This is a genomic window from Actinosynnema sp. ALI-1.44 (assembly GCF_001984155.1).
In the GTDB taxonomy this organism is placed as follows: Bacteria; Actinomycetota; Actinomycetes; order Mycobacteriales; family Pseudonocardiaceae; genus Kibdelosporangium.
The window spans coordinates 392,380-411,587 of sequence record NZ_MTQO01000052.1 but is presented as its reverse complement, the minus strand read 5'-3'; the positions used below and the strand labels follow the sequence as shown (position 1 = coordinate 411,587).

General features: G+C 68.5%; 23 protein-coding genes. 18 read left to right on the top strand and 5 right to left on the bottom strand.

Annotation, left to right across the window (positions count from 1 at the left end; genetic code table 11):
• Positions 1 to 26: 26 nt before the first annotated feature.
• The 8 genes from ALI144C_RS39830 to ALI144C_RS55980 all read left to right on the top strand — a co-directional run bounded on the left by ALI144C_RS39830 (position 27) and on the right by ALI144C_RS55980 (position 8,060).
• Entirely contained in the window at positions 27 to 1,607 is a 1,581-nt protein-coding gene (locus tag ALI144C_RS39830) for a purple acid phosphatase family protein (protein WP_076992390.1), read from the top strand.
• A gap of 232 nt (positions 1,608 to 1,839) precedes the next feature.
• Entirely contained in the window at positions 1,840 to 2,247 is a 408-nt protein-coding gene (locus ALI144C_RS39825) for a DUF948 domain-containing protein (RefSeq protein ID WP_076992389.1), read from the top strand.
• Positions 2,244 to 2,510 (top strand): hypothetical protein, encoded by a 267-nt coding sequence (locus tag ALI144C_RS39820; RefSeq protein WP_076992388.1) that lies wholly within the window; start codon positions 2,244 to 2,246, stop codon positions 2,508 to 2,510. The genes ALI144C_RS39825 and ALI144C_RS39820 overlap by 4 nt, the downstream gene beginning before the upstream one ends.
• 68 nt (positions 2,511 to 2,578) lie before the next feature.
• Positions 2,579 to 5,242, top strand: coding sequence for an alanine--tRNA ligase (gene alaS / locus ALI144C_RS39815; RefSeq protein ID WP_076992387.1), 2,664 nt, complete (start codon positions 2,579 to 2,581; stop codon positions 5,240 to 5,242).
• Positions 5,239 to 5,766, top strand: coding sequence for a Holliday junction resolvase RuvX (ruvX, locus tag ALI144C_RS39810; RefSeq protein ID WP_076992386.1), 528 nt, complete (start codon positions 5,239 to 5,241; stop codon positions 5,764 to 5,766). Before alaS ends, ruvX begins: the two co-directional genes overlap by 4 nt.
• Positions 5,763 to 6,983, top strand: a complete 1,221-nt coding sequence (locus tag ALI144C_RS39805; protein ID WP_237774539.1) for an endolytic transglycosylase MltG — start codon at positions 5,763 to 5,765, stop codon at positions 6,981 to 6,983. The genes ruvX and ALI144C_RS39805 overlap by 4 nt, the downstream gene beginning before the upstream one ends.
• Positions 6,970 to 7,830 (top strand): shikimate dehydrogenase, encoded by an 861-nt coding sequence (locus ALI144C_RS39800; RefSeq protein WP_076992385.1) that lies wholly within the window; start codon positions 6,970 to 6,972, stop codon positions 7,828 to 7,830. Before ALI144C_RS39805 ends, ALI144C_RS39800 begins: the two co-directional genes overlap by 14 nt.
• Before the next feature lie 71 nt (positions 7,831 to 7,901).
• Entirely contained in the window at positions 7,902 to 8,060 is a 159-nt protein-coding gene (locus ALI144C_RS55980; RefSeq protein WP_168211473.1) for a hypothetical protein, read from the top strand.
• A gap of 68 nt (positions 8,061 to 8,128) precedes the next feature.
• On the opposite strand, the gene ALI144C_RS39790 is transcribed toward ALI144C_RS55980, so the two are convergent.
• From ALI144C_RS39790 to ALI144C_RS39780, 3 genes are read right to left on the bottom strand one after another with little or no spacing between them, the layout of a single operon-like run.
• Positions 8,129 to 8,620 carry a pyridoxamine 5'-phosphate oxidase family protein gene (locus tag ALI144C_RS39790; protein ID WP_076992383.1) on the bottom strand — a complete coding sequence of 164 codons (492 nt, stop codon included), beginning with the start codon at positions 8,618 to 8,620 and terminating at the stop codon, positions 8,129 to 8,131.
• Positions 8,621 to 8,631: 11 nt separating this feature from the next.
• The gene (locus tag ALI144C_RS39785) at positions 8,632 to 8,901 is read right to left on the bottom strand and encodes an HPr family phosphocarrier protein (RefSeq protein WP_076992382.1); all 270 of its coding nucleotides are present in this window, start codon (positions 8,899 to 8,901) and stop codon (positions 8,632 to 8,634) included.
• Positions 8,894 to 10,117: a PTS transporter subunit EIIC gene (locus ALI144C_RS39780; protein WP_076992381.1), complete on the bottom strand. Its 1,224-nt coding sequence runs from the start codon at positions 10,115 to 10,117 to the stop codon at positions 8,894 to 8,896. The genes ALI144C_RS39785 and ALI144C_RS39780 overlap by 8 nt, the downstream gene beginning before the upstream one ends.
• 265 nt (positions 10,118 to 10,382) lie before the next feature.
• On the opposite strand from ALI144C_RS39780, the gene ALI144C_RS39775 reads away from it, so the two are divergent.
• The 4 genes from ALI144C_RS39775 to ALI144C_RS39760 all read left to right on the top strand — a co-directional run bounded on the left by ALI144C_RS39775 (position 10,383) and on the right by ALI144C_RS39760 (position 12,349).
• Positions 10,383 to 10,619 (top strand): glucose PTS transporter subunit EIIB, encoded by a 237-nt coding sequence (locus ALI144C_RS39775; protein ID WP_076992380.1) that lies wholly within the window; start codon positions 10,383 to 10,385, stop codon positions 10,617 to 10,619.
• On the top strand, positions 10,616 to 11,071 hold the full coding sequence (locus ALI144C_RS39770; protein ID WP_076992379.1) for a PTS sugar transporter subunit IIA: 456 nt from the start codon (positions 10,616 to 10,618) through the stop codon (positions 11,069 to 11,071). The genes ALI144C_RS39775 and ALI144C_RS39770 overlap by 4 nt, the downstream gene beginning before the upstream one ends.
• Positions 11,072 to 11,073: 2 nt before the next feature.
• Entirely contained in the window at positions 11,074 to 11,655 is a 582-nt protein-coding gene (locus ALI144C_RS39765) for a class I SAM-dependent methyltransferase (RefSeq protein WP_076992378.1), read from the top strand.
• 82 nt (positions 11,656 to 11,737) lie between these two features.
• A complete protein-coding gene (locus ALI144C_RS39760; RefSeq protein ID WP_083753798.1) occupies positions 11,738 to 12,349 on the top strand; it encodes a prepilin peptidase in 612 nt (203 codons plus the stop codon).
• A 152-nt stretch (positions 12,350 to 12,501) separates the two neighbouring features.
• Here the strand turns inward: ALI144C_RS39760 and ALI144C_RS39755 are convergent, their stop codons facing one another.
• Entirely contained in the window at positions 12,502 to 13,248 is a 747-nt protein-coding gene (locus ALI144C_RS39755; RefSeq protein ID WP_083753797.1) for a DUF4386 domain-containing protein, read from the bottom strand.
• Positions 13,245 to 13,949 carry an NAD(P)-dependent oxidoreductase gene (locus ALI144C_RS39750; protein WP_076992377.1) on the bottom strand — a complete coding sequence of 235 codons (705 nt, stop codon included), beginning with the start codon at positions 13,947 to 13,949 and terminating at the stop codon, positions 13,245 to 13,247. The genes ALI144C_RS39755 and ALI144C_RS39750 overlap by 4 nt, the downstream gene beginning before the upstream one ends.
• Positions 13,950 to 14,043: 94 nt before the next feature.
• Here ALI144C_RS39750 and ALI144C_RS39745 point away from each other — a divergent pair, with 94 nt between their 5' ends.
• The 6 genes from ALI144C_RS39745 to ALI144C_RS53790 all read left to right on the top strand — a co-directional run bounded on the left by ALI144C_RS39745 (position 14,044) and on the right by ALI144C_RS53790 (position 19,159).
• On the top strand, positions 14,044 to 14,742 hold the full coding sequence (locus ALI144C_RS39745) for a TetR/AcrR family transcriptional regulator (protein ID WP_076992376.1): 699 nt from the start codon (positions 14,044 to 14,046) through the stop codon (positions 14,740 to 14,742).
• Between the two features lie 145 nt (positions 14,743 to 14,887).
• Complete coding sequence (gene aroC / locus ALI144C_RS39740) at positions 14,888 to 16,075, top strand: chorismate synthase (protein ID WP_076992375.1); 1,188 nt, start codon at positions 14,888 to 14,890, stop codon at positions 16,073 to 16,075.
• Positions 16,072 to 16,587, top strand: coding sequence for a shikimate kinase (locus ALI144C_RS39735; protein WP_168211472.1), 516 nt, complete (start codon positions 16,072 to 16,074; stop codon positions 16,585 to 16,587). The genes aroC and ALI144C_RS39735 overlap by 4 nt, the downstream gene beginning before the upstream one ends.
• 6 nt (positions 16,588 to 16,593) lie before the next feature.
• Positions 16,594 to 17,694: a 3-dehydroquinate synthase gene (aroB, locus tag ALI144C_RS39730; RefSeq protein WP_076992373.1), complete on the top strand. Its 1,101-nt coding sequence runs from the start codon at positions 16,594 to 16,596 to the stop codon at positions 17,692 to 17,694.
• On the top strand, positions 17,691 to 18,116 hold the full coding sequence (aroQ, locus tag ALI144C_RS39725) for a type II 3-dehydroquinate dehydratase (protein WP_076992372.1): 426 nt from the start codon (positions 17,691 to 17,693) through the stop codon (positions 18,114 to 18,116). The genes aroB and aroQ overlap by 4 nt, the downstream gene beginning before the upstream one ends.
• Complete coding sequence (locus ALI144C_RS53790; RefSeq protein WP_083753796.1) at positions 18,113 to 19,159, top strand: GNAT family N-acetyltransferase; 1,047 nt, start codon at positions 18,113 to 18,115, stop codon at positions 19,157 to 19,159. The genes aroQ and ALI144C_RS53790 overlap by 4 nt, the downstream gene beginning before the upstream one ends.
• The last annotated feature ends 49 nt before the right edge of the window (positions 19,160 to 19,208 follow it).

Here is a 19,208-nt window from a genome sequence, read left to right as displayed (position 1 = left end):
GCATATCACCGGACAAGCATGTCGGCATGGAAATACCTCGCGTCGGCGTTCCCGATCACCTGGCCGGTCGCCTGTCCATGGCGGAGCAGCACGAGTACCTCAGCCGCCGTTCCCTGCTGGGGCGCGGTGCGGCGGTGGCGGCACTGACCGTCGCGGGTCCCACCTTGCTGCCTGGCTTGGCATACGCGTCCGGTGACCGGGTAACACCGACGGGACGGCATCTGGCGTTCGGCCGCAACCCGCGAACGCAGATGCGTATCGCGTGGCAGGTCCCGGCGCTCGTGCGCAAACCGTTCGTGCGTGTCGGCTGCGACCCGCACGACCTCGGCCACCGCGTGCCCGCGGAGATCCAGCCGCTGCACTCCGAGGTCAAGGGCGTGATCGCGCCCCTGGACCAGTACTACCTGCACGCCGAGGTAGGGAACCTACGGCCGGGCGGCGAGTACTACTACGCCGTCGGCCACGAGGACTACGACCCGAAGCACGCCGACGCGAAGTTCCACACCGCACCGCCGCGCGGCTTCTTACAGCACAAGTTCACGTTCACCGCGTTCGGCGACCAGGGTGTCACCACCGCCGCGCTGGCCAACGACGGCGCCGTCGCCAAGCAGAACCCCGCCTTCCACCTGCTCGCCGGGGACATCGCGTACGCCGACCCGAACGGCGCGGGACTGCCGATCGGCAGCGAACCGGACACGGGACACGACACGTTCGACCCGAAAGTCTGGGACGCGTACTTCGGCCAGATCGAACCGGTCGCCGCCAACGTGCCGTGGATGGTCACCACCGGCAACCACGACATGGAAGCGCTGTACCCGCACAACGGCTACGGCGGCCAAACCGCACGCTGGGACTTCCCCGGCTCAGGGCCACGCTCGTGCCCGGGGGCGTACTCGTTCATCTACGGCAACGTCGGCGTCGTCTCGCTGGACGCCAACGACGTGTCCTATGAGATCCCCGCGAACCTCGGCTACAGCGGAGGTGAGCAGACCCGCTGGCTCAAACAACGCCTCGCGTACCTGCGCGCACAACCCGACGTCGACTTCATCGTCGTCTTCTTCCACCACTGCGCCTACTCGACCACCAACAGCCACGCGTCCGAAGGCGGCGTCCGCGACCACTGGGTCCCCTTGTTCGACAAGTACAAGGTCGACCTTGTCGTCAACGGCCACAACCACGTCTACGAACGCAGCGACGCGTTGCGAGCCGGCCGTGTGACCAAACAGGTCCCCATCGGCAGCGCGATCCGACCGGACACGGACGGAACCGTCTACGCCACATGCGGCGGTGGCGGCAAGAGCCTCTACAACTTCCCGGCACCGGACACCTACGCGGGCCATGAGATCCCGCACACCGACGTGCCCTCCTACCACTGGGCGCCGGGCAAGCAGAAGGTCACCGAGCTTGTTCCGTGGTCGCGCGTGCGGTTCACCGGCTACGCCTTCCTGGCCGTCGACTCCGAGCCCGCCTTCCCCGGCCGCAAAACCCGCCTCACCGTCCGCGTGCTCACCGCGACCGGCGCGGAGATCGACCGATTCGTCCTGGAACGCACGGCGGGCTTCCACTTCGGCAGCCTCACCCTCGGTGCCGACATCGGCGACGCGTGACGGGGCACGAACTGGAACCGCGAGCGCGACGTGAACAAGGCCGACGTGTGGCGGGCCCGCGAGGAACTGAGGCTGTCACTCGGACCGGTGAATATGTTCGCCCCTCAGCGCATCAAGGACACGATGCGTGACACCGCGCGGACCTCGGGCTTGAGGCGCTGCCCGACGACTGACGGCGCACCGGTAACCTTTCCCTCACCCAATTCGAGCAACCGCCTTACCGGGAGGCTTCGTGTCCGCAGGGGAATGGATCGCGGCTGCGGCTGTAGCCGTGTTCCTGCTGCTGGTGATTCTGGTGGCGCGCCCATTGTTCAAACTCGGGCGCACGCTGGACGAGGCCACCATCGCGATCCGCAAGGCGCATGAGAACTCCGACCCGCTGTTCGACGGCGCCAACACCACGCTCACCCACGTCAACACGCAGCTTGAGCGGGTCGACGGCATCACCGCCAACGCGCAGGCGGTCAGCGGCAACGTGTCCGCGTTGACCTCGGTGTTCACCGCGACGCTGGGTGGTCCGCTCGTCAAGGTCGCCGCCGTGTCGTACGGCTTGAGCAAAGCGATCAAGGCCCGCCGCAAGCGCAAGGAAGAGCGCGAGGGCAAGCACGCGCGTCGTGGCATCCGCAGGGGCCGCAAATGAGCAGGCTGTTCTGGATGGGCGTCGGCGTCGCGGCCGGAGTTGCGCTGTCACGTAAACTGAGGCAGAAGGCGTATCAGGCCACGCCTGCGGGTGTGGCCGAGAACGTCAGCGACGCGGTGCGTGAGCTGGCGGGCGCCGTGGGCGCGTTCGGTGCGGACGTGCGCGCGGGGATGCAGGAACGTGAGAAGGAGTTGCAGGACGTGGTGACCGAGCGGTCGGGCGTGCGCCTCTACGGCGCGCGAGCGCGACGGGCGGACGACTGAGTCGCTTCCAGCCCGGTCTTCCGCCGTGCCCGCCCACCGACCTGTTCCACCTCTCCTTGGGATGAGCCGTGCAAACGCATGAGATCCGCAACCGCTTCCTGACCCATTTCAAGAACGCCGGGCACACCGAGGTACCGAGTGCCTCGCTGATCCTGGACGACCCGAACCTGCTGTTCGTCAACGCCGGCATGGTGCAGTTCAAGCCGTATTTCCTCGGCGAGGCCCCGCCGCCGTACCCGACCGCCACCAGCGTGCAGAAGTGCGTGCGCACAGGTGACATCGACGAGGTCGGCAAGACCACCCGGCACAACACGTTCTTCCAGATGGCGGGCAACTTCTCGTTCGGCGACTACTTCAAAGCCAGTGCCATCGAGCACGCTTGGAACCTGATCACCTCCTCGCAGGACGAGGGGGGCTACGGCCTGGACCCCGACCGGATCTGGACCACGGTCTACCTCGACGACGACGAGGCCATCGACCTGTGGAAGAAGATCGCAGGCCTGCCCGACGAGCGGATCCAGCGCCGGGACGGCCTGGACAACTACTGGGACATGGGCGTGCCCGGCCCCGGCGGTCCCTGCTCGGAGATCTACTACGACCGCGGCGCCGAGTTCGGCAAGGAAGGCGGCCCGGTCGTCGACGAGGACAGGTACCTCGAGATCTGGAACCTGGTCTTCATGCAGGACGTCCGCGGCGAGCAGAGCCCGAAGTACGGCCACAAGCCGATCGGCACCCTGCCGAAGAAGAACATCGACACCGGCATGGGCGTCGAGCGCGTCGCCTACGTGCTACAGGGCGTCGACAACGTCTACGAGACCGACCTCGTCCGCCCCGTGATCAGCACGGCCGAGCAGATGTCCGGCCGCCGTTACGGCGCCGACCAGGTCGACGACGTGCGGTTCCGCGTCATCGCCGACCACGCCCGCAGCGGCGTGATGCTGATCGGCGACGGCGTGACCCCGGGCAACGAGGGCCGTGGCTACGTGCTGCGCCGCCTGCTGCGCCGGATCGTGCGCTCGGTGCGCCTGCTGGGTGTCGACGAGCCGGTGCTGCCCGAGTTCGCGGCCGTCGTGCGTGACGCCATGGGCCCGTCGTACCCGGAGCTGGTCCGCGACTTCGACCGGATCTCGGCCGTGATGAAGACCGAGGAGGAGGCCTTCCGCGCCACCCTCACCACGGGCTCCCGGATCTTCGACGTCGCAGCCTCGCAGACCAAGGACAGCGGCAGCAAGGTCCTGGCCGGTGACAAGGCCTTCCAGTTGCACGACACGTACGGCTTCCCGATCGACCTGACCCTGGAGATGGCTTCCGAGCAGGGCCTGCAGGTCGACGAGACCCGCTTCCGCGAGCTGATGGAGGAGCAGCGGCAGCGCGCCAAGGCCGACGCCGCCGCCCGCAAGACCGGCCACGGCGACCTCTCGGAGTACCGCAAGGTCCTCGAGCAGCACGGCGAGACCGAGTTCCTCGGCTACACGGACCTGCAGTCCACCGCCCGCGTGATCGGCTTGCTGGTCGAGGGCCAGCCGGTGTCGAAGGTGACGGCGGGACAGCACGCCGAGCTGGTGCTGGACCGCACCCCGTTCTACGCCGAGAGCGGTGGCCAGATCGCCGACAGCGGCCTGCTGGTCGGGTCCGGCGCCGAGATCCAGGTCGACGACGTGCAGAAGGCCGTCCCCGGCCTGTTCGTGCACCGCGTGACCGTGCTGTCCGGCGAGATCGGCCTGGACGCCGAGGTCACCGGGTCGGTCGACCGCGACCGCCGCAAGGCCATCGAACGCGCCCACTCGGCCACGCACCTCGTGCACGCCGCCGTCCGCGGTGCCTACGGCCAGCGCGCCGCCCAGGCCGGTTCGCTGAACTCGCCCGGCCGGATGCGGTTCGACTTCACCACGCCCGGTTCGGTCTCCGCCGACATCCTCACCGAGGTCGAGCAGGAGGTGAACGACTACCTGCAGACCGACGTCGAGGTCCAGACGTTCACCACGACCAAGGCCAAGGCACTCGAACTGGGCGCTGTCGCCCTGTTCGGCGAGAAGTACGGCGACAACGTGCGCGTGGTCGACATGGGCGAGTACTCCCGTGAGCTGTGCGGTGGCACGCACGTCGGCCGCATCGGCCAGCTCGGCCTGGTCAAACTGGTCGCCGACTCGTCCATCGGCTCCGGCGTGCACCGCGTCGAGGCCCTGGTCGGCTCGGACGCCCTGCGCTACGTCCGCAAGGAGCAGTTGCTGGTCTCGCAGCTCGCCGACCAGCTGAAGGTCCCGTCGGCCGAGCTGCCCGGCCGGATCGAGGGCCTGCTCGGCCGGATCAAGAGCGCCGAGAAGGAGATCGAGCAGCTGCGCATCGCCCAGGTGCTGCAGTCCGCCGGTGACCTGGCGGGCAAGGCCCAGGACCTGGATGGCGTCCGGCTGGTCGCCGAGCAGGTGCCCGAAGGCGTGGACGCCGGTGCCCTGCGTGCCCTGGCCACGGACGTGCGCAACCGGCTCGGCAACAGCGAGTCCGGTGTGGTCGCCCTGTTCGCCCCGGCCGGTGACAAGGTCAGCTTCGTCGTGGCCACCAACGGTGCCGCCAGGGACAAGGGGCTGGCCGCGGGCAAGCTGGTCGGCTCGTTCGCCCCGGCCATCGAGGGCCGGGGTGGCGGCAAGCCGGACATGGCCCAGGGCGGCGGTACCAAACCCGCTGGTCTGGACGACGCCATCGCCCTGTTGCGCAAGGAGCTGGGCGGCACGTGACGCAGGACGGTCCGGCCGCGCACCGCCCGGGTGACGACGACCCCGGGCCGGGCCGGAGACTCGGTGTGGACGTCGGCTCGGTACGGGTCGGCGTCGCGCTGAGCGATCCAGCGCCGATGCTCGCGAGCCCACTCGTTACTCTGTTCCGTGACGAAAAGGCCGGTAGCGATCTGGACCAGATCGCCCGGCTTGTCGCGGAGCACGAAGTGGTCGAGGTGGTGGTCGGCTTGCCGAAGACACTGGCTGGCAGACACGGCCCGGCGGCGATCGGCGCGGTCGCCTACGCCGAGCAGCTCGCCGAGCGGGTCGGGCACGTGCCGATCCGGTTCGGCGATGAGCGGCTCACCACTGTGACGGCGTCGCGGATGCTGTCGCAGCGCGGGGTGCGGGGCAAAAAGCAGCGCGCGGTGGTCGACCAGGCCGCCGCCGTGGAGATCCTGCAGGCGTGGCTGGACACGCGCGCGGCCGCCGTGCGCAGGGACAACGACCGGGTCGGGGATAGTTCACCGGAGGGTGCGGAGTGACGACCGACGGACTCGGACTGTTCGACAACTCGCGTGGTCACGACCAGGACGACCACGACGACTACGACGAAGAACCGCGCCGACCCAGACGCGGGAAACGCCGCGGCCCCACGTTCTGGGTGATCGCGGTCGTCATCGTCGCGCTGATCGCGGGCGGTGTGTGGTTCGGCGTCACGCAGGTGCTGGGCATCGGCGGTTTCAGCGACTACGACGGCGCGGGCGAGAGCGACATCGTGGTCGAGGTCAAGCCCAGCCAGGGCACGGCCAGCATCGGCGCGACGCTGGAGGAGAAGGACGTCGTGGCCAGCTCGCGCGCGTTCACCTCGGGGGGCGACGACAACCCCAAGGTCAAGGCCATCCAGCCGGGCTTCTACCTGATGAAGACCAAGATGTCCGGCAAGGCCGCCGTCGACCGGATGACGTCGAAGGACGCCCGCGTCGGCCAGTTGCAGATCCGGCCGGGCACGCAGCTCGACGACATCAAGCTGCCGGGCAACAAGATCAACCCGGGCATCTTCACGCTGATCTCGAACGCGGGCACCGTGACGATGAACGGCAAGAAGACCGGCCCGTCGGTCGAGGACCTGCGCAAGGTCGCCGAGACCGTGGACCTGACGCAGCTCGGCGCGCCCGCGTGGGCGGTGCCGTTCGCCTCGGCGGCCGAGCCGAAGCGCAGACTGGAAGGCCTGATCACGGCGGGCGTCTACGACGTGCAGCCCGGCCTTGGCGCGCAGGAGCTGCTGACCAAGGTGGTCAAGGACGCCGCGACGATGCTGGACGGCTGGGGGATGCCCAGGCTGGCCGAGAAAACGGGCTACACGCCGTACCAGCTGCTGATCATGGGGTCGCTGGTCGAACGCGAGGGCATCGAGAAGGACTTCGGGAAGATCTCCCGTGTCATCTACCGGCGGTTGGCCGACAACATCAAGCTCGGCTTCGACTCGACGATCAACTACCCGCTGGACGCCCCGGTCGTCACGACCAACGCCTCGGTGCGCAACACGCCGGGGCCGTACAACTCCTATCTGAACTTCGGGCTCCCCCCGACGCCGATCGCGGCTGCCAGCAAGAACGCGTTGCTCGCCGCGTCGAAGCCGGAAGACGGGCCGTGGGTGTTCTTCGTGAAGTGCTACAAGGACGGCACTTCGTGCTTCGCGGTGACGGACGCGGAGCACAACCAGAACATCAGAGACGCCAAGGCCCGTGGCGCCTACTGATCGCAAGGCCGCTGTCGTCGGGAAGCCCGTCGAGCACTCGCTGTCGCCCGTGCTGCACTCGGCTGCCTATGCCGCGCAGGGACTGACCGGGTGGACGTACTCGCGGATCAGCTGTGACGCGGAAGGACTGCCCGCCCTGGTCGCCGGTCTGGGGCCGGAATGGGCGGGGTTGTCCGTGACCATGCCGGGCAAGCACGCCGCGTTGACGGTGGCCACTGAGGTCACCGAGCGCGCATCGCTTGTGGGCGCGGGAAACACGCTCGTCCAGTTGCCGGACGGCGGCTGGCGGGTGGACTGCACCGATGTCGACGGTGTCGTGGGCGCGCTGTTGTACGCGGGGGGTTACCAGCGCAAGCCCAGCGCGCAGGCGCTGCTGCTCGGCGCGGGTGGGACGGCGTTGGCGGCCCTGGTCGCCATGGCCAGTGTGGACATCGACTCTTTCGCCCTGGTTGTCAGGGATCCAGCGGGGGCGATCGATGCTTTCCGTTGCGCGGAACGCCTTGGCGTGAAACTCGAAGTGCATCGCTGGGCTGACACGGACTTCCGTGACCTCGCCGCGTCGTCGGACGTCGTGGTGAGCACAGTTCCAGCCGGTGTCGCCGACGCACACGTGTCCGAATTGGCCGAGGCGCCGTGTGTGGTGGACGTGGTCTACCACCCGTGGCCCACTCCGCTCGCCACCGCCGTGCGCGACCATGGCGGCCGGATCGGCACCGGGCTGGACATGCTGCTGCACCAGGCCTTCGGCCAATTCGCCCAATTCACCGGCCGACCAGCGCCCGAAGAAGCCATGCGCGACGCGTTGTTCGAGGCGACGGGAGGCACCGTCCCGTTGCCGCTGGCCTGAGTCACGTGATCCGTGATACACAGGTAGGTGATGCTCACGATGCGGTGGGTGTCGGTGAACGGAGGGTGTGCGTGGGTACAGCGTTGACCATCGGCATGCTGGCGGCCGTGGCTGTTGTGATGGCCGTGTTCTTTGCCGGTTTCTTCTTGTTGTTCGGCGCGGTCGCGGCAGTCGGCACGGTCGCGGCGGCGGCCCAGCGGACCACCACTCGGCGCAAACTCGGGCGCTGACAGTCGTCGACTCCTCTCGACAGCCTGGAGAACGGCCTGTCGGGAGGAGTTTTCGCTGTATTGGCGGCTCAGTGCTTGCGTACGACGCGTTCGGGCTCGCCGAGCTTCCAGATGGTGATCTCCAGGTGCCCGTCGGTGATCTCGACGGCCGACGCACCGGTCAGGTTCGCCGCGTAGAAGGGGCTGAAGTCCCGGCCGCGCAGGTCGAAACCGGTCCTGTCGAACAGGTCCTGCGCGAACCGCTGGTGCAGCGCCTTGTCCTGGACGTCCTCCGCGACACCGAAGAGTTTCGCGTCGCCGTCGCTCACCTGTGTGTCGACAGTCGCCGTGTGCAGGCAGAACCGGGGATCACGGGCGAGGTCCCGGAACTTCGTGGTGTCCGGCATCCCGACGAGCCAGAGCTGGTCCTCGAAGAACCGGGGTTCCATCGGGCTGATCCGCGGTGACCCGTCCGACCGGGTGGTCGCGAGCATGCACAGGTTGCCGGTGGCGGTGTGCCTGCGGCTGAACACCGACGCGATCCTGGGCGCCGCCGCGCTGAACTCATGCCATGTCGTCATGAGCCGTGACCCTACGGCGAGTCCTCGTCGGTCGCGATCAGCTCGGCCAGCTTGTCCAGGCTGGACTGTGCGTCGTCGCCCTCCGCGGCGAGGATGACCTCGTCGCCGTGCATCGCACCGAGCGTCATCAGGTTGAGCAGGCTCGCGGCGGGCACCGGCTCGCCGCCCTCCTTGCGGATGGTCACGGCGACCGGCTGTTCGGCGGCGAGCCGGGCGATCAGCGCGGCGGGCCTGGCGTGCAGGCCCACCTTGCTGGCCACCCGGACTCTGATCTCAAGCACGTCGGCCCGGGGACGGCGGTGGGTTGTGCGTCATCCTCACCCGTTCGGTCGGTGCGTCCATTGTCGTCTCGGTGTCGAGCGGTTCGGCTTCCCGGCCCGGCGTGCGCAGGTTCCACTTGGTGATGACGAACCGGAACACCGTGTAGTAGATCACCGCGAACACCAGACCGATCGGGATGATCAGCCACGGTTTCGTGGCGAGGTTCCAGTTCAACGCGTAGTCGATGGCCCCGGCGGAGAACCCGAACCCGTCGTGCACCCCCAGCGCGTTCGTCACCGCGAGCGAGACGCCGGTCAGCACCGCGTGCACGATCAGCAGCGGCCACGCCACGAAGATGAACGCGAACTCCAGCGGCTCGGTCACACCGGTCAGGAACGACGCCAGCGCCGCGGCCAGCATCAGGCCGCCGACCAGTTTGCGGTTCTCCGGCCGGGCCGTGTGGTAGATCGCCAGCGCCGCCGCGGGCAACGCGAACATGAAGATGGGGAAGAAACCGGACATGAACGTGCCCGCGTTCGGGTCACCGGCGAAGAACCGGTTGAGGTCGCCGGTGACACCGTTGGTCTCCCCGAACACGAACCACACGAACGAGTTGATGATGTGGTGCAGGCCGAACGGGATCAGGAAGCGGTTGAGCGCACCGTAGATCCCCGCCCCGACGACAGTCGACCCGGAAACCGCCTCACCGACATGGGTCAGTCCGCTGTTGAACCAGCTGTAGACCAGGCCGAGGAGCACACCGACGACCAGCATGGTCACGGCGGTGATGATCGGCACGAACCGCCTGCCGCCGAAGAACGCCAGATACGGCGGCAGCTTGATGCGGTGGAACTTCGACCACAGGCCCGCGGTGACCAGACCGGCCACGATGCCCCCGAGCACCCCGTACGGGCCGTTCATGAAGTTGCGACCCTCGGTCAGCGCCGGGTCGACGATCGCGATCAGCACGTTGTGGAACACCAGGTACCCGACGGCCGCCGCCAGTGCGGCCGAGCCGTCCGCGCGTCGGGCGTAACCGATCGCGATGCCGATGGCGAACAGCAGCGGCAGGAACTGGAACAACGCGTCGCCGCCCGCGCCGATCACCCGTGCGGCCTCGTCGAAGAACTTGCCGGGGATGGCCGCGATCAGCTCACCCTGGCCCTTGCCGCTGCCGTCGATGTAGCCGAGGCGTGACAGCAACGCCGCGGCGGGCAGCGCGGCGATGGGCAGCATGAGGCTTCGTGCGAAGCGTTGTAAACCGGCCAGGCCACGGCCGGATTGTTGGATCTGTGGTGCGCTCACTGGATGTCTCCCGTGTCGGGGCCGGGTGTCCTGACGCGTTCATAACGGTCCTGGTCTAGACCAGGTAGGTGCGGGACTATGCGCCTGACGGGTGTTAGGTGTCAACGTCCGTTACAGCTTCGTGTCGATGCGTGACTCGGTCGGTATATAACGCGTACAAATTGCGCAGGGTGGACAACGGAGAGGGATCTGAAGGATGGCAGACGAGCGGGCGGCGAAGATACTCGCAGCTATCGGCGGCGCTGACAATGTGGTCGAACTGGAACCGTGTATCACGCGTCTGCGGTGCGAACTGGAAGACGATTCCTTGGTCGACGAGGCGGCATTGCGTGCATTGGGCGTGCACGGTGTTGTCCGGATGGGCGGGGCCGTGCAGATCGTGGTCGGGCCCGAGGCCGACGTGATCGCCAGCGACATCGAGGACCTGCTGTGACACTGCGGGTGCTCAGCCCGGCGACGGGGGTGGTCGTCCCGCTCTCCGCCGTGCCCGACCCGGTGTTCGCCAAGGCGATGGTGGGTCCCGGCGTCGCCGTCGAACCCATTTCGGCCGCTGGTGACGTCGTCGCACCTATCGACGGCGTCGTGGTGACGTTGCACCCGCACGCATTCGTCGTGGCGGGTGCGAACGGGCATGCCGTATTGGTTCACTTGGGAATTGACACGGTAAAGATGAAGGGTGAGAGTTTCCTACCGCACGTGGTGAAAGGTGAATCGGTGCGATCCGGTCAGCCCGTCATCGGATGGGATCCCGCCGCCGTGTCGGCTGCGGGGTATTCGCCGATTTGTCCGGTCGTGGCGCTCGACGCGCGAGGCGACGCGCTGACCGGCTTCGCGCCCGGCGGGCCCGTGACAGCCGGGGACCAGTTGTTCCTGTGGAACCCTTGATCATGCGAGAGCGCTGGAACCACAACATCCACTACCACCCCGTGGTCCTGTCCGCGGTGCCCGCGTCCGCGCGCACCGCGCTGGACGTGGGATGCGGCGAAGGCATGCTCGCCCGTGCCCTCCGCGCGAGAGTGCCCGCGGTGACGGGCATCGATCTCGACCGGCCGAGCGTCGAGCTGGCCAGGCAGTCCGGCGACGACATCTCCTACCTTGTCGCGGACGTGCTGGAGCACGAGTTCCCGTCGTCGTTCGACTTCATCTCGTCCGTGGCCACACTGCACCACATGGACGCCAGAGCAGCGCTCACCCGCTTCAGGTCGTTGCTGCGGCCTGGCGGGACCATGGTGATCGTGGGGTGTGCGCGGTCGGAGGCGCGGGACCTGCCGTACGAACTCGCCGGGCTGGTGGCCGATCGCGTCCACCGGCGCGTGAAGGGCTACTGGAACCACCCTTCGCCCACGTGCTGGCCGCCGCCGGAGACGTACTCGTCGATGCGCCGGTTGGCCACCGACCTGCTCCCCGGCGTCGAATACCGGCGGCACGTCCTCTGGCGTTACTCCCTGACCTGGCGGAAGCCGCGCTGACATCGAAGCGGTGGTGCCACCGCCCAACACTCATCCCCACATTCGCTGGCCTTCACGGCCAACCGCTGGGCAAAGTGGAGTCATGGCACTCGTCATCTCCCTCCTCGCCGGTGGGTTCCTCGCCGGAGCCCTCGGTCGTTGGTTGCTGGCCAAGTTGCGACGCGGTGCGCGGGTGAGACCGGGTTGGTGCGAAGGCACGTGCGCGATCCTGTGGGCCTTGGCCGGTCTGGCGCACGTGCCTGTGTCGTGGCTGCTGGTGATCCTGGCGCTGTCGTGGTTCACAGTCGTGCTGACCGCGACGGATCTCCTGCACGGCAGGCTCCCGGACGCGTTGACGTACGCCGCCTACCCGGTTTTCGGTGTTCTGCTTGCTTTCGCGGGCGGCTGGGAGCGAGCACTGGTCGGCGCCGCGTTGTTCTTGTGTCTCCATGCGATTGTCCGCTGGTTCGCGCCGTCCGCGTTGGGTGGTGGTGATGTCAAGCTGTCCGGGAGCTTGGGGGCGATCCTCGGGTCGGTGAGCTGGTTCGCGTTGTCGGTGGGGTTGTCTCTCGCGGCCGTGATCACGCTGGCTCTTCGGGCTGTTTCCCTTGGCCGGTATTCGGATCGCGTACCACATGGCCCTGGTTTGCTTGCTGCTACTTGGTTATTGGCCTTCTTGCCTGCTGGTACGGGAATTCCGTCGGCTTTTGCTTAGCTCTATGGCGTTTGCGCGGTGGGTCTTGCGTTCGTCGTGGGGATCTTGGGTCTTTCAAGACGGTCCCTCGCCGGGTGGCAGACCTATGGGCAGGAGGCACCCCCGAAGCACCACTCTGCGCTTGCGCGCGGGCGCTTGGGGCCGTGGTTGCTTCACGCTTCCCGGCGACTCGGTCCGGTCTTTCCCGTCGACCCGATTGTGGCGCTGCTCAACCGCTTGCAGGGCACCCGCGTGGCTGGTTGGGGGACTTTGACGGCCTTGATCAGCAGCCATGCGATGAACGAGAGTTCCGCGATCGCCGCCGGGGTCATGGCGAACGGCGAGATGTCCGCGCCCAGGCCTGGTGCGAGCAAGCGCGTGAAGACGTCAACGAGGTGACCGGCGCACCCGATCACCACCAGGATGCCCAGGGGCTTGGGGAAGTAGGTCGACCGTGTGATCAGGTAGCCCAGCGGTAGCAGCCAGAGGCCGAAGTACGTCTGGGAGATCAGGAATCCGGTGTTCTGCATGTCGGCGAACAGCGCTGCCAGGTCTGCGGGACCGTCCTGACTCGTGGCGATCGTCAGTGCTGTGTGCTGGTTGAGGAGGTTGAGGCTTTGCATCGCGACGCTCACCGCGACGAAGGTGACCATCGCGGCGGCGGCCATCTGGTTGACGTGCTTCAGCAACCTGTACAGGGTCATGCCGGTCAACAGGAAGGAGACGGCTCCCACCAGTTCGCTGACGAGACCTACGCGGTACAGGGTGGCTGAGGTGGCGAGGTTGGTGGCCGTGGCCGCCGCGTTGCCCGGCTCGACGACATGGGTGTTCACCAGTCCGGCGAAGATCGTGGTCACGGCGACAACCAGGTACAGCGCGCCCGCGGTCCTGGCGAGCTGCCGCGCTTGTCCGGCGTTCATGCCTGTGCGTGGGCGAGGGCCGACGGGGTCAGTCTGCCGACGATGGCTGGTGCTTCCTGGACGAGGGTGTCGTCGTCCACTGCCTCGACCATGAAACGGGCGTAGTCCACGCGGCGGGTCAGGTTGCTCGCCAGAACCGGGTCGCCCACGTGCCTGCTCCACACCGGCAGTCCCTGGCTTTCGCCTTCCTCCAGGTCACTGCCGCGCACCACAGTCCACCGGGTGTCACTGGCGAAGATCCGGCGGCACGCCTCCACCTGGTCGTCGACGTCCACCACGCGGACCAACTTCGCCACCTTCCCGAACACGGCCGCGTACGCCTTGAACCTCCGGGAGTACACGTCCTTCCCGTCGCGGGAGATGTGCCAGCCGCAGGAGAACACCAGGCGGGCGCCGGGGCGTGCGTGGTCGAGCACTGCCTGGGCTGTGCCGGACGCGTAGTGGTTCATGCCCCAGGGCACCAGCACGGTGAGTACGGCGTCGCATTCGTGCACAGCTCGTGCGATGACCTCTCGGTTGTTGGTCGGCCCGGGGATCACCGTGATCCGGTTGTCGAACTCGGCGAGCTTGCCCACGCTCTTTTCGCGGCACACGCCCACGACCTCGTAGCCTCGGTCCAACGCGTGCCGGACCATGTGGCGGCCGAGTTTTCCCGACGCGCCGACTATGCAGATTCTTCTTCGCCTCGCTGGGTTTTCCATGTCCTGGCTCCCTCGGCTCACCGTTACCCTTACGATGTAAGGTACAGCCTTACGCTGTAAGCTTGTCAAGTCGTTCCGAACCGAAAGGGAGCCTGTGGCCGCGCAGAAGGACGTGTCGCACCGCGCCGCGCTCACCAAGGAGGTCGTGCTCCGTGCGGCCGTCGCGTTGGCGGACGAGGCGGGTGCGGCTGTGCCGAGCATGCGCAAACTCGCCGACCGGCTCGGCGTCGAGGCCATGTCGCTCTACCACCACTTCCGCACCAAGGACCTGATCCTCGACGGCATGGTCGACCACGTCTTCGGCGAGGTCGAACTGCCTCCGCCCGTCGACTACACCGCCGCCGACCGCGCCGCCGCCGACTGGCCGGAGGCGATGCGGCGACGTGCGGGCTCGATGCGTGACGCGCTGATCCGTCACCCGTGGGCGGTCAGTCTGATGGACTCGCGGACGAGCCCCGGCCACGCGACGCTGCGCCACCACAACGCGGTGATCGGCTGCCTGCGGTCAGCGGGCTTCTCGATCGCCGGTGCGGCACACGCCTTGTCAGTGCTCGACAGCTACATCTACGGATACGTGCTCCAGCAGCTCAGCCTGCCGTTCGCGGCACCGGACAGCGTCGAGGACGTGGCGGGCCCGATCCTGGAGGGACTGCCCCGCGACGAGTTCCCGCACCTCGCCGAGATGATCGCCGACCACGCCATGAAACCCGGCTACGACTACACCGAGGAGTTCGACATCGGGCTGGACCTGATCATCGACGGCCTGCGACGCCACCGCGAAGCGTGGGCGTGAGGAGTACCGGGATGAGAGGGCCGCGCGGTGTCGTACTGAGCATGTCAGGGACGAACGATTCCACGTCGAGACCGCCATCGACCGCGCAGCTGGACAACGACCCCCAGGGAATGGCTGAGGTCCCGCGACGTGAAAGGATCCGACTGTGCTGCGCTGGATAACCGCTGGGGAATCGCATGGCCCTGCCCTTGTCGCCGTGCTCGAGGGAATGGTGGCCGGGGTCGAGGTCACCACGGAGGACCTGACGGGTCAGTTGGCCCGTCGCCGCCTCGGCTTCGGGCGCAGCCCCCGGATGGGCTTCGAGACCGACGCTGTCGAGTTCCTCGGCGGCGTCCGGCACGGCCGCACCCAGGGCGGCCCGATCGCCGTCAAGATCGAGAACTCCGAGTGGCCGAAGTGGGAGAAGGTCATGGCCGCGGATCCGGTCGACCCGGACGAGCTGGCCGGCTTGGCGCGCAACGAGCCCCTCACGCGGCCCCGCCCCGGTCACGCGGACCTGCCCGGCATGCAGAAATACGGCTTCGACGAGGCCCGTCCCGTGCTCGAACGCGCCAGCGCGCGGGAAACCGCGGCACGCACGGCGCTGGGCACGGTCGCCAAGAGCTTCCTGCGGCAGTTGCTGGGCGTCGAGATCATCAGCCATGTCGTGTCCATCGGCGCGGCCGTCGCCCCCGAAGGACCCGAGCCCACCCCCGCCGACCTCGCCGCGATCGACGAGAGCCCGGTGCGGGCGTTCGGCCAGGAAGCCACCGACGCGATGATCGCCGAGGTGGACGCGGTCAAGCAGGCGGGCGACACGGTCGGCGGCGTGATCGAGGTGGTCGCGTACGGCCTGCCGCCCGGCCTGGGCAGCTACGTGCACTGGGACCGCCGCCTCGACTCGCGGCTGGCCGGTGCGCTGATGGGCGTCCAGGCCATGAAGGGCGTCGAGATCGGTGACGGGTTCACCACGGCGCGGCGCTGGGGCAGCAAGGCGCACGACGAGATCGACCGCGGCAGCGGCCCGAAGGGCGTGACCCGCCGGTCCAACCGCGCCGGTGGTCTGGAGGGCGGCGTGACCAACGGCGAGCCGCTGCGGGCCCGCGTGGCCATGAAGCCCATCTCGACCGTCCCGAAAGCACTGTCCACTGTGGATGTGACGACCGGCGAGCCCGCCGTGGCGATCCACCAGCGGTCGGACGTGTGCGCGGTGCCGAGGGCCGGTGTCGTGCTCGAGTCGATGGTCGCGCTGGTGCTCGCGGACGCGGCGCTGGAGAAGTTCGGCGGCGACTCGATGCGTGAGACGACGGCGAACGCGGCCGGGTACCTGAAGGCACTGGAGGAGCGCTGGTGAGCACCAACGGGCCGGTGCTGGTCCTCGTCGGGCCGCCCGGATCGGGCAAGAGCACCATCGGCAGGCTGGCCGCGGAGCGGCTCGGCGTCGGGTTCCGCGACTTCGACGACGACATGAGGACCGAGCACGGCAAGGAAGCGGGCGACCTGGTCGTCGACTTCGGCCGCGAGCGGTTCCAGGAACTGGAGCACGAGCTGCTCGTCCGCGTGCTGCCGCAGCACGACGGCGTGCTCGCGCTCGGCGGCGGCACCCCGACCGCGCCCGGCGTGCCGGACCTGCTGGCGCCCTTCCACGTGGTGTTCCTCGACGTCGACCTGGACCACCTGCTCAAGCGGGAGGGCCTGGTCGCGCTGCACCCGTGGCTGATGCCCAACCCGCGGGCGCACCTGCGGCAGATGCTGACCGACCGGCGACCGATCTACACCCGGGTCGCGGACGCAACTGTGGAGACGAACGGCCGCGACCCCCAGGACATCCTCGAAGATGTCCTCGCGGCGATGCCGGTGAGGTGACGAACGTTGGACCCAGTCAGGATCACCGTTGCCACCGGGCAGCCCTACGAGGTCGTGATCGGCCGTGGCCTGCTCGGTGACCTGGTCGAGCGGGTGCGGGACGCGTCCAAGGTGGCCATCGTCCACCCGCCGACGCTGACCGCGACGGCCGAGGCCGCGCGGGAGGAGATCGTCGCGTCGGGCGTGGACGCGCACCGGATCGAGATCCCGGACGCCGAGGACGGCAAGGCGCTGCCGGTCGCCGGGTACTGCTGGGAGGTGCTCGGCCGGATCGGCCTGGACCGGCAGGGCATCGTCGTCGGTCTCGGCGGCGGCGCCGTCACGGACCTCGCCGGGTTCGTCGCGGCGACGTGGCTGCGCGGCGTGGGGCTGATCAACGTGCCGACGACGCTGCTCGGCATGGTCGACGCGGCGGTCGGCGGCAAGACCGGCATCAACACCGACGCGGGCAAGAACCTCGTCGGCGCGTTCCACGAGCCCAACGCGGTCCTCGTCGACCTCTCGACGCTGACCACGCTGCCACCCAACGAGCTCGTCGCGGGCATGGCCGAGGTGATCAAGGGCGGGTTCATCGCCGACCCGAGGATCCTCGAGCTGGTCGAGGCCGATCCGCGGGCCGCGGTCGACCCGGAGGGTGACGTGATCGCCGAGCTCGTCCGGCGCAAGATCCAGATCAAGGCCGACGTCGTCGGCAAGGACCTGCGCGAGTCCGGGCTGCGCGAGATCCTCAACTACGGCCACACGCTCGGCCACGCGATCGAGCGGCGCGAGCGGTACCGGTGGCGGCACGGCGCGGCCATCAGCGTCGGCATGGTGTTCGTCGCCGAACTGGCCAGGCTGGCCGGTCGCCTCGACGACGCCACCGCGGACCGGCACCGCGCGGTGCTCGAGTCGATCGGGCTGCCGACGTACTACGACGCGGACGCGTTGCCGCAGCTCATCGACGGCATGCGCAACGACAAGAAGACCCGTTCGGGTGTGCTCCGGTTCGTCGTGCTCGACGGGCTGGCCAAGCCCGGCAGGCTGGAAGGGCCCGATCCGGCGCTGCTGGCCGGTGCGTACTCGGCGGTGGCGGCCAAGCAGGCGGACGGCGGGGTCCTGCTGTGAAGATCCTGGTGCTCAACGGCCCGAACCTGGGCAGGCTCGGTACGCGGGAACCAGCGGTCTACGGTCACACCACCCACGCCGACCTCGTCGCACTGTGCGAGCAGTCGGGCAAGGACCTCGGCGTCGACGTCGAGGTCCGGCAGACCGACCACGAGGGCGAGATGATCGGCTGGCTGCACGAGGCAGCCGACAGCGAGACCCCGGTCGTGTTGAACGCGGGCGCGTGGACGCACTACTCCGTCGCGGTCGCCGACGCCTGCGCGATGCTGACCGCGCCGCTGGTCGAGGTGCACATCTCGAACGTGCACAAGCGTGAGGACTTCCGGCACCGCAGCTACATCTCCGCCGTGGCCAGCGGCGTGATCGTCGGTCTCGGCGTCCAGGGGTACCGCCTGGCGATCAGGTGGCTGGCCGAGCGATGAGCCGGCCCACGTTCGAGACCAACCGGTTGACGCTGCGGCCGATGCGCGCCGAAGACCGGGACGCGGTGGTCGGGATCTTCGCGGACCCGGCCAGCAGCAAGTACCTGACCAGGGACATGTCCGACCCGGTCAACGCGGTGACCAGCTTCGAGCGGTGGCTGGGCTGGGGGTCGCCGAACGGGATGGGCACGTGGCTGCTCGACCTGAACGGCCTGGTGATCGGCATCGGCCGGTTCACCCCGTCGGATCGCCTGCCCGGCAAGGTGGTCGAGGTCGGCTGGTTCGTCGCCCGCACCCACGTCGGCCAGGGCTACGCGACCGAGGCGCTGCGGACCCTGCTGGACTACGGCATCCGGGTGCTGGGCCTGCCCGCGATCTGGGCGTTGATCCACGCGGCCAACGAACCGAGTGTCCGGCTGGCGAAGTCGCTGGGCTTCCTCGACATCGCCGACCACTACCAACCGGCTGGACCGCACCGGATCCACGTCCTGCTCCCGGGTCACGACGCCACTGCCAACGGCTACGCCCAGCAGCCCACGCTGCGCACGGAACGCCTGGTGATCCGGCCGTTGCGCGAGGACGACCGCCGTGACGTGCGGGACATCTTCGGCGACCCGGAGGTGTCGAACTTCCTCGCCGCGAACAGCGAACCGGCGACGTGGATCGACGACATGATCGACCGCCGCCTGGCGTACGACGGGCCGAAGGGCATGGGGCACTGGGCGTTCGTCGAGGACGACATCCTCGTCGGGATCGGCCACCTGCGGCCGTCCGCGCAACTCGCGGGCGATGTCGCGGAGATCGGCTGGTACCTCGGCCGCGAGCACCAGGGCCGTGGCCTCGCCACGGAAGCCGCCGTCGCTGTGCGGGACCACGGCCTGCACACACTTCGCCTGCCCGCCGTCTGGGCGCTGATCCACAAGGGGAACGAGGCCAGTCATCGCCTCGCCGGGCGTCTCGGGTTCGTCGACGTCGGCACCGGCACGCACTACGGCGGGCCGCACCAGGTGTATGTGGCGTTGCCACGAACCGTGTCTCGTTGACACCGGAGGGCCTTAGACTGTCGCCCGATCGGGTGACGGAAGGCATGCT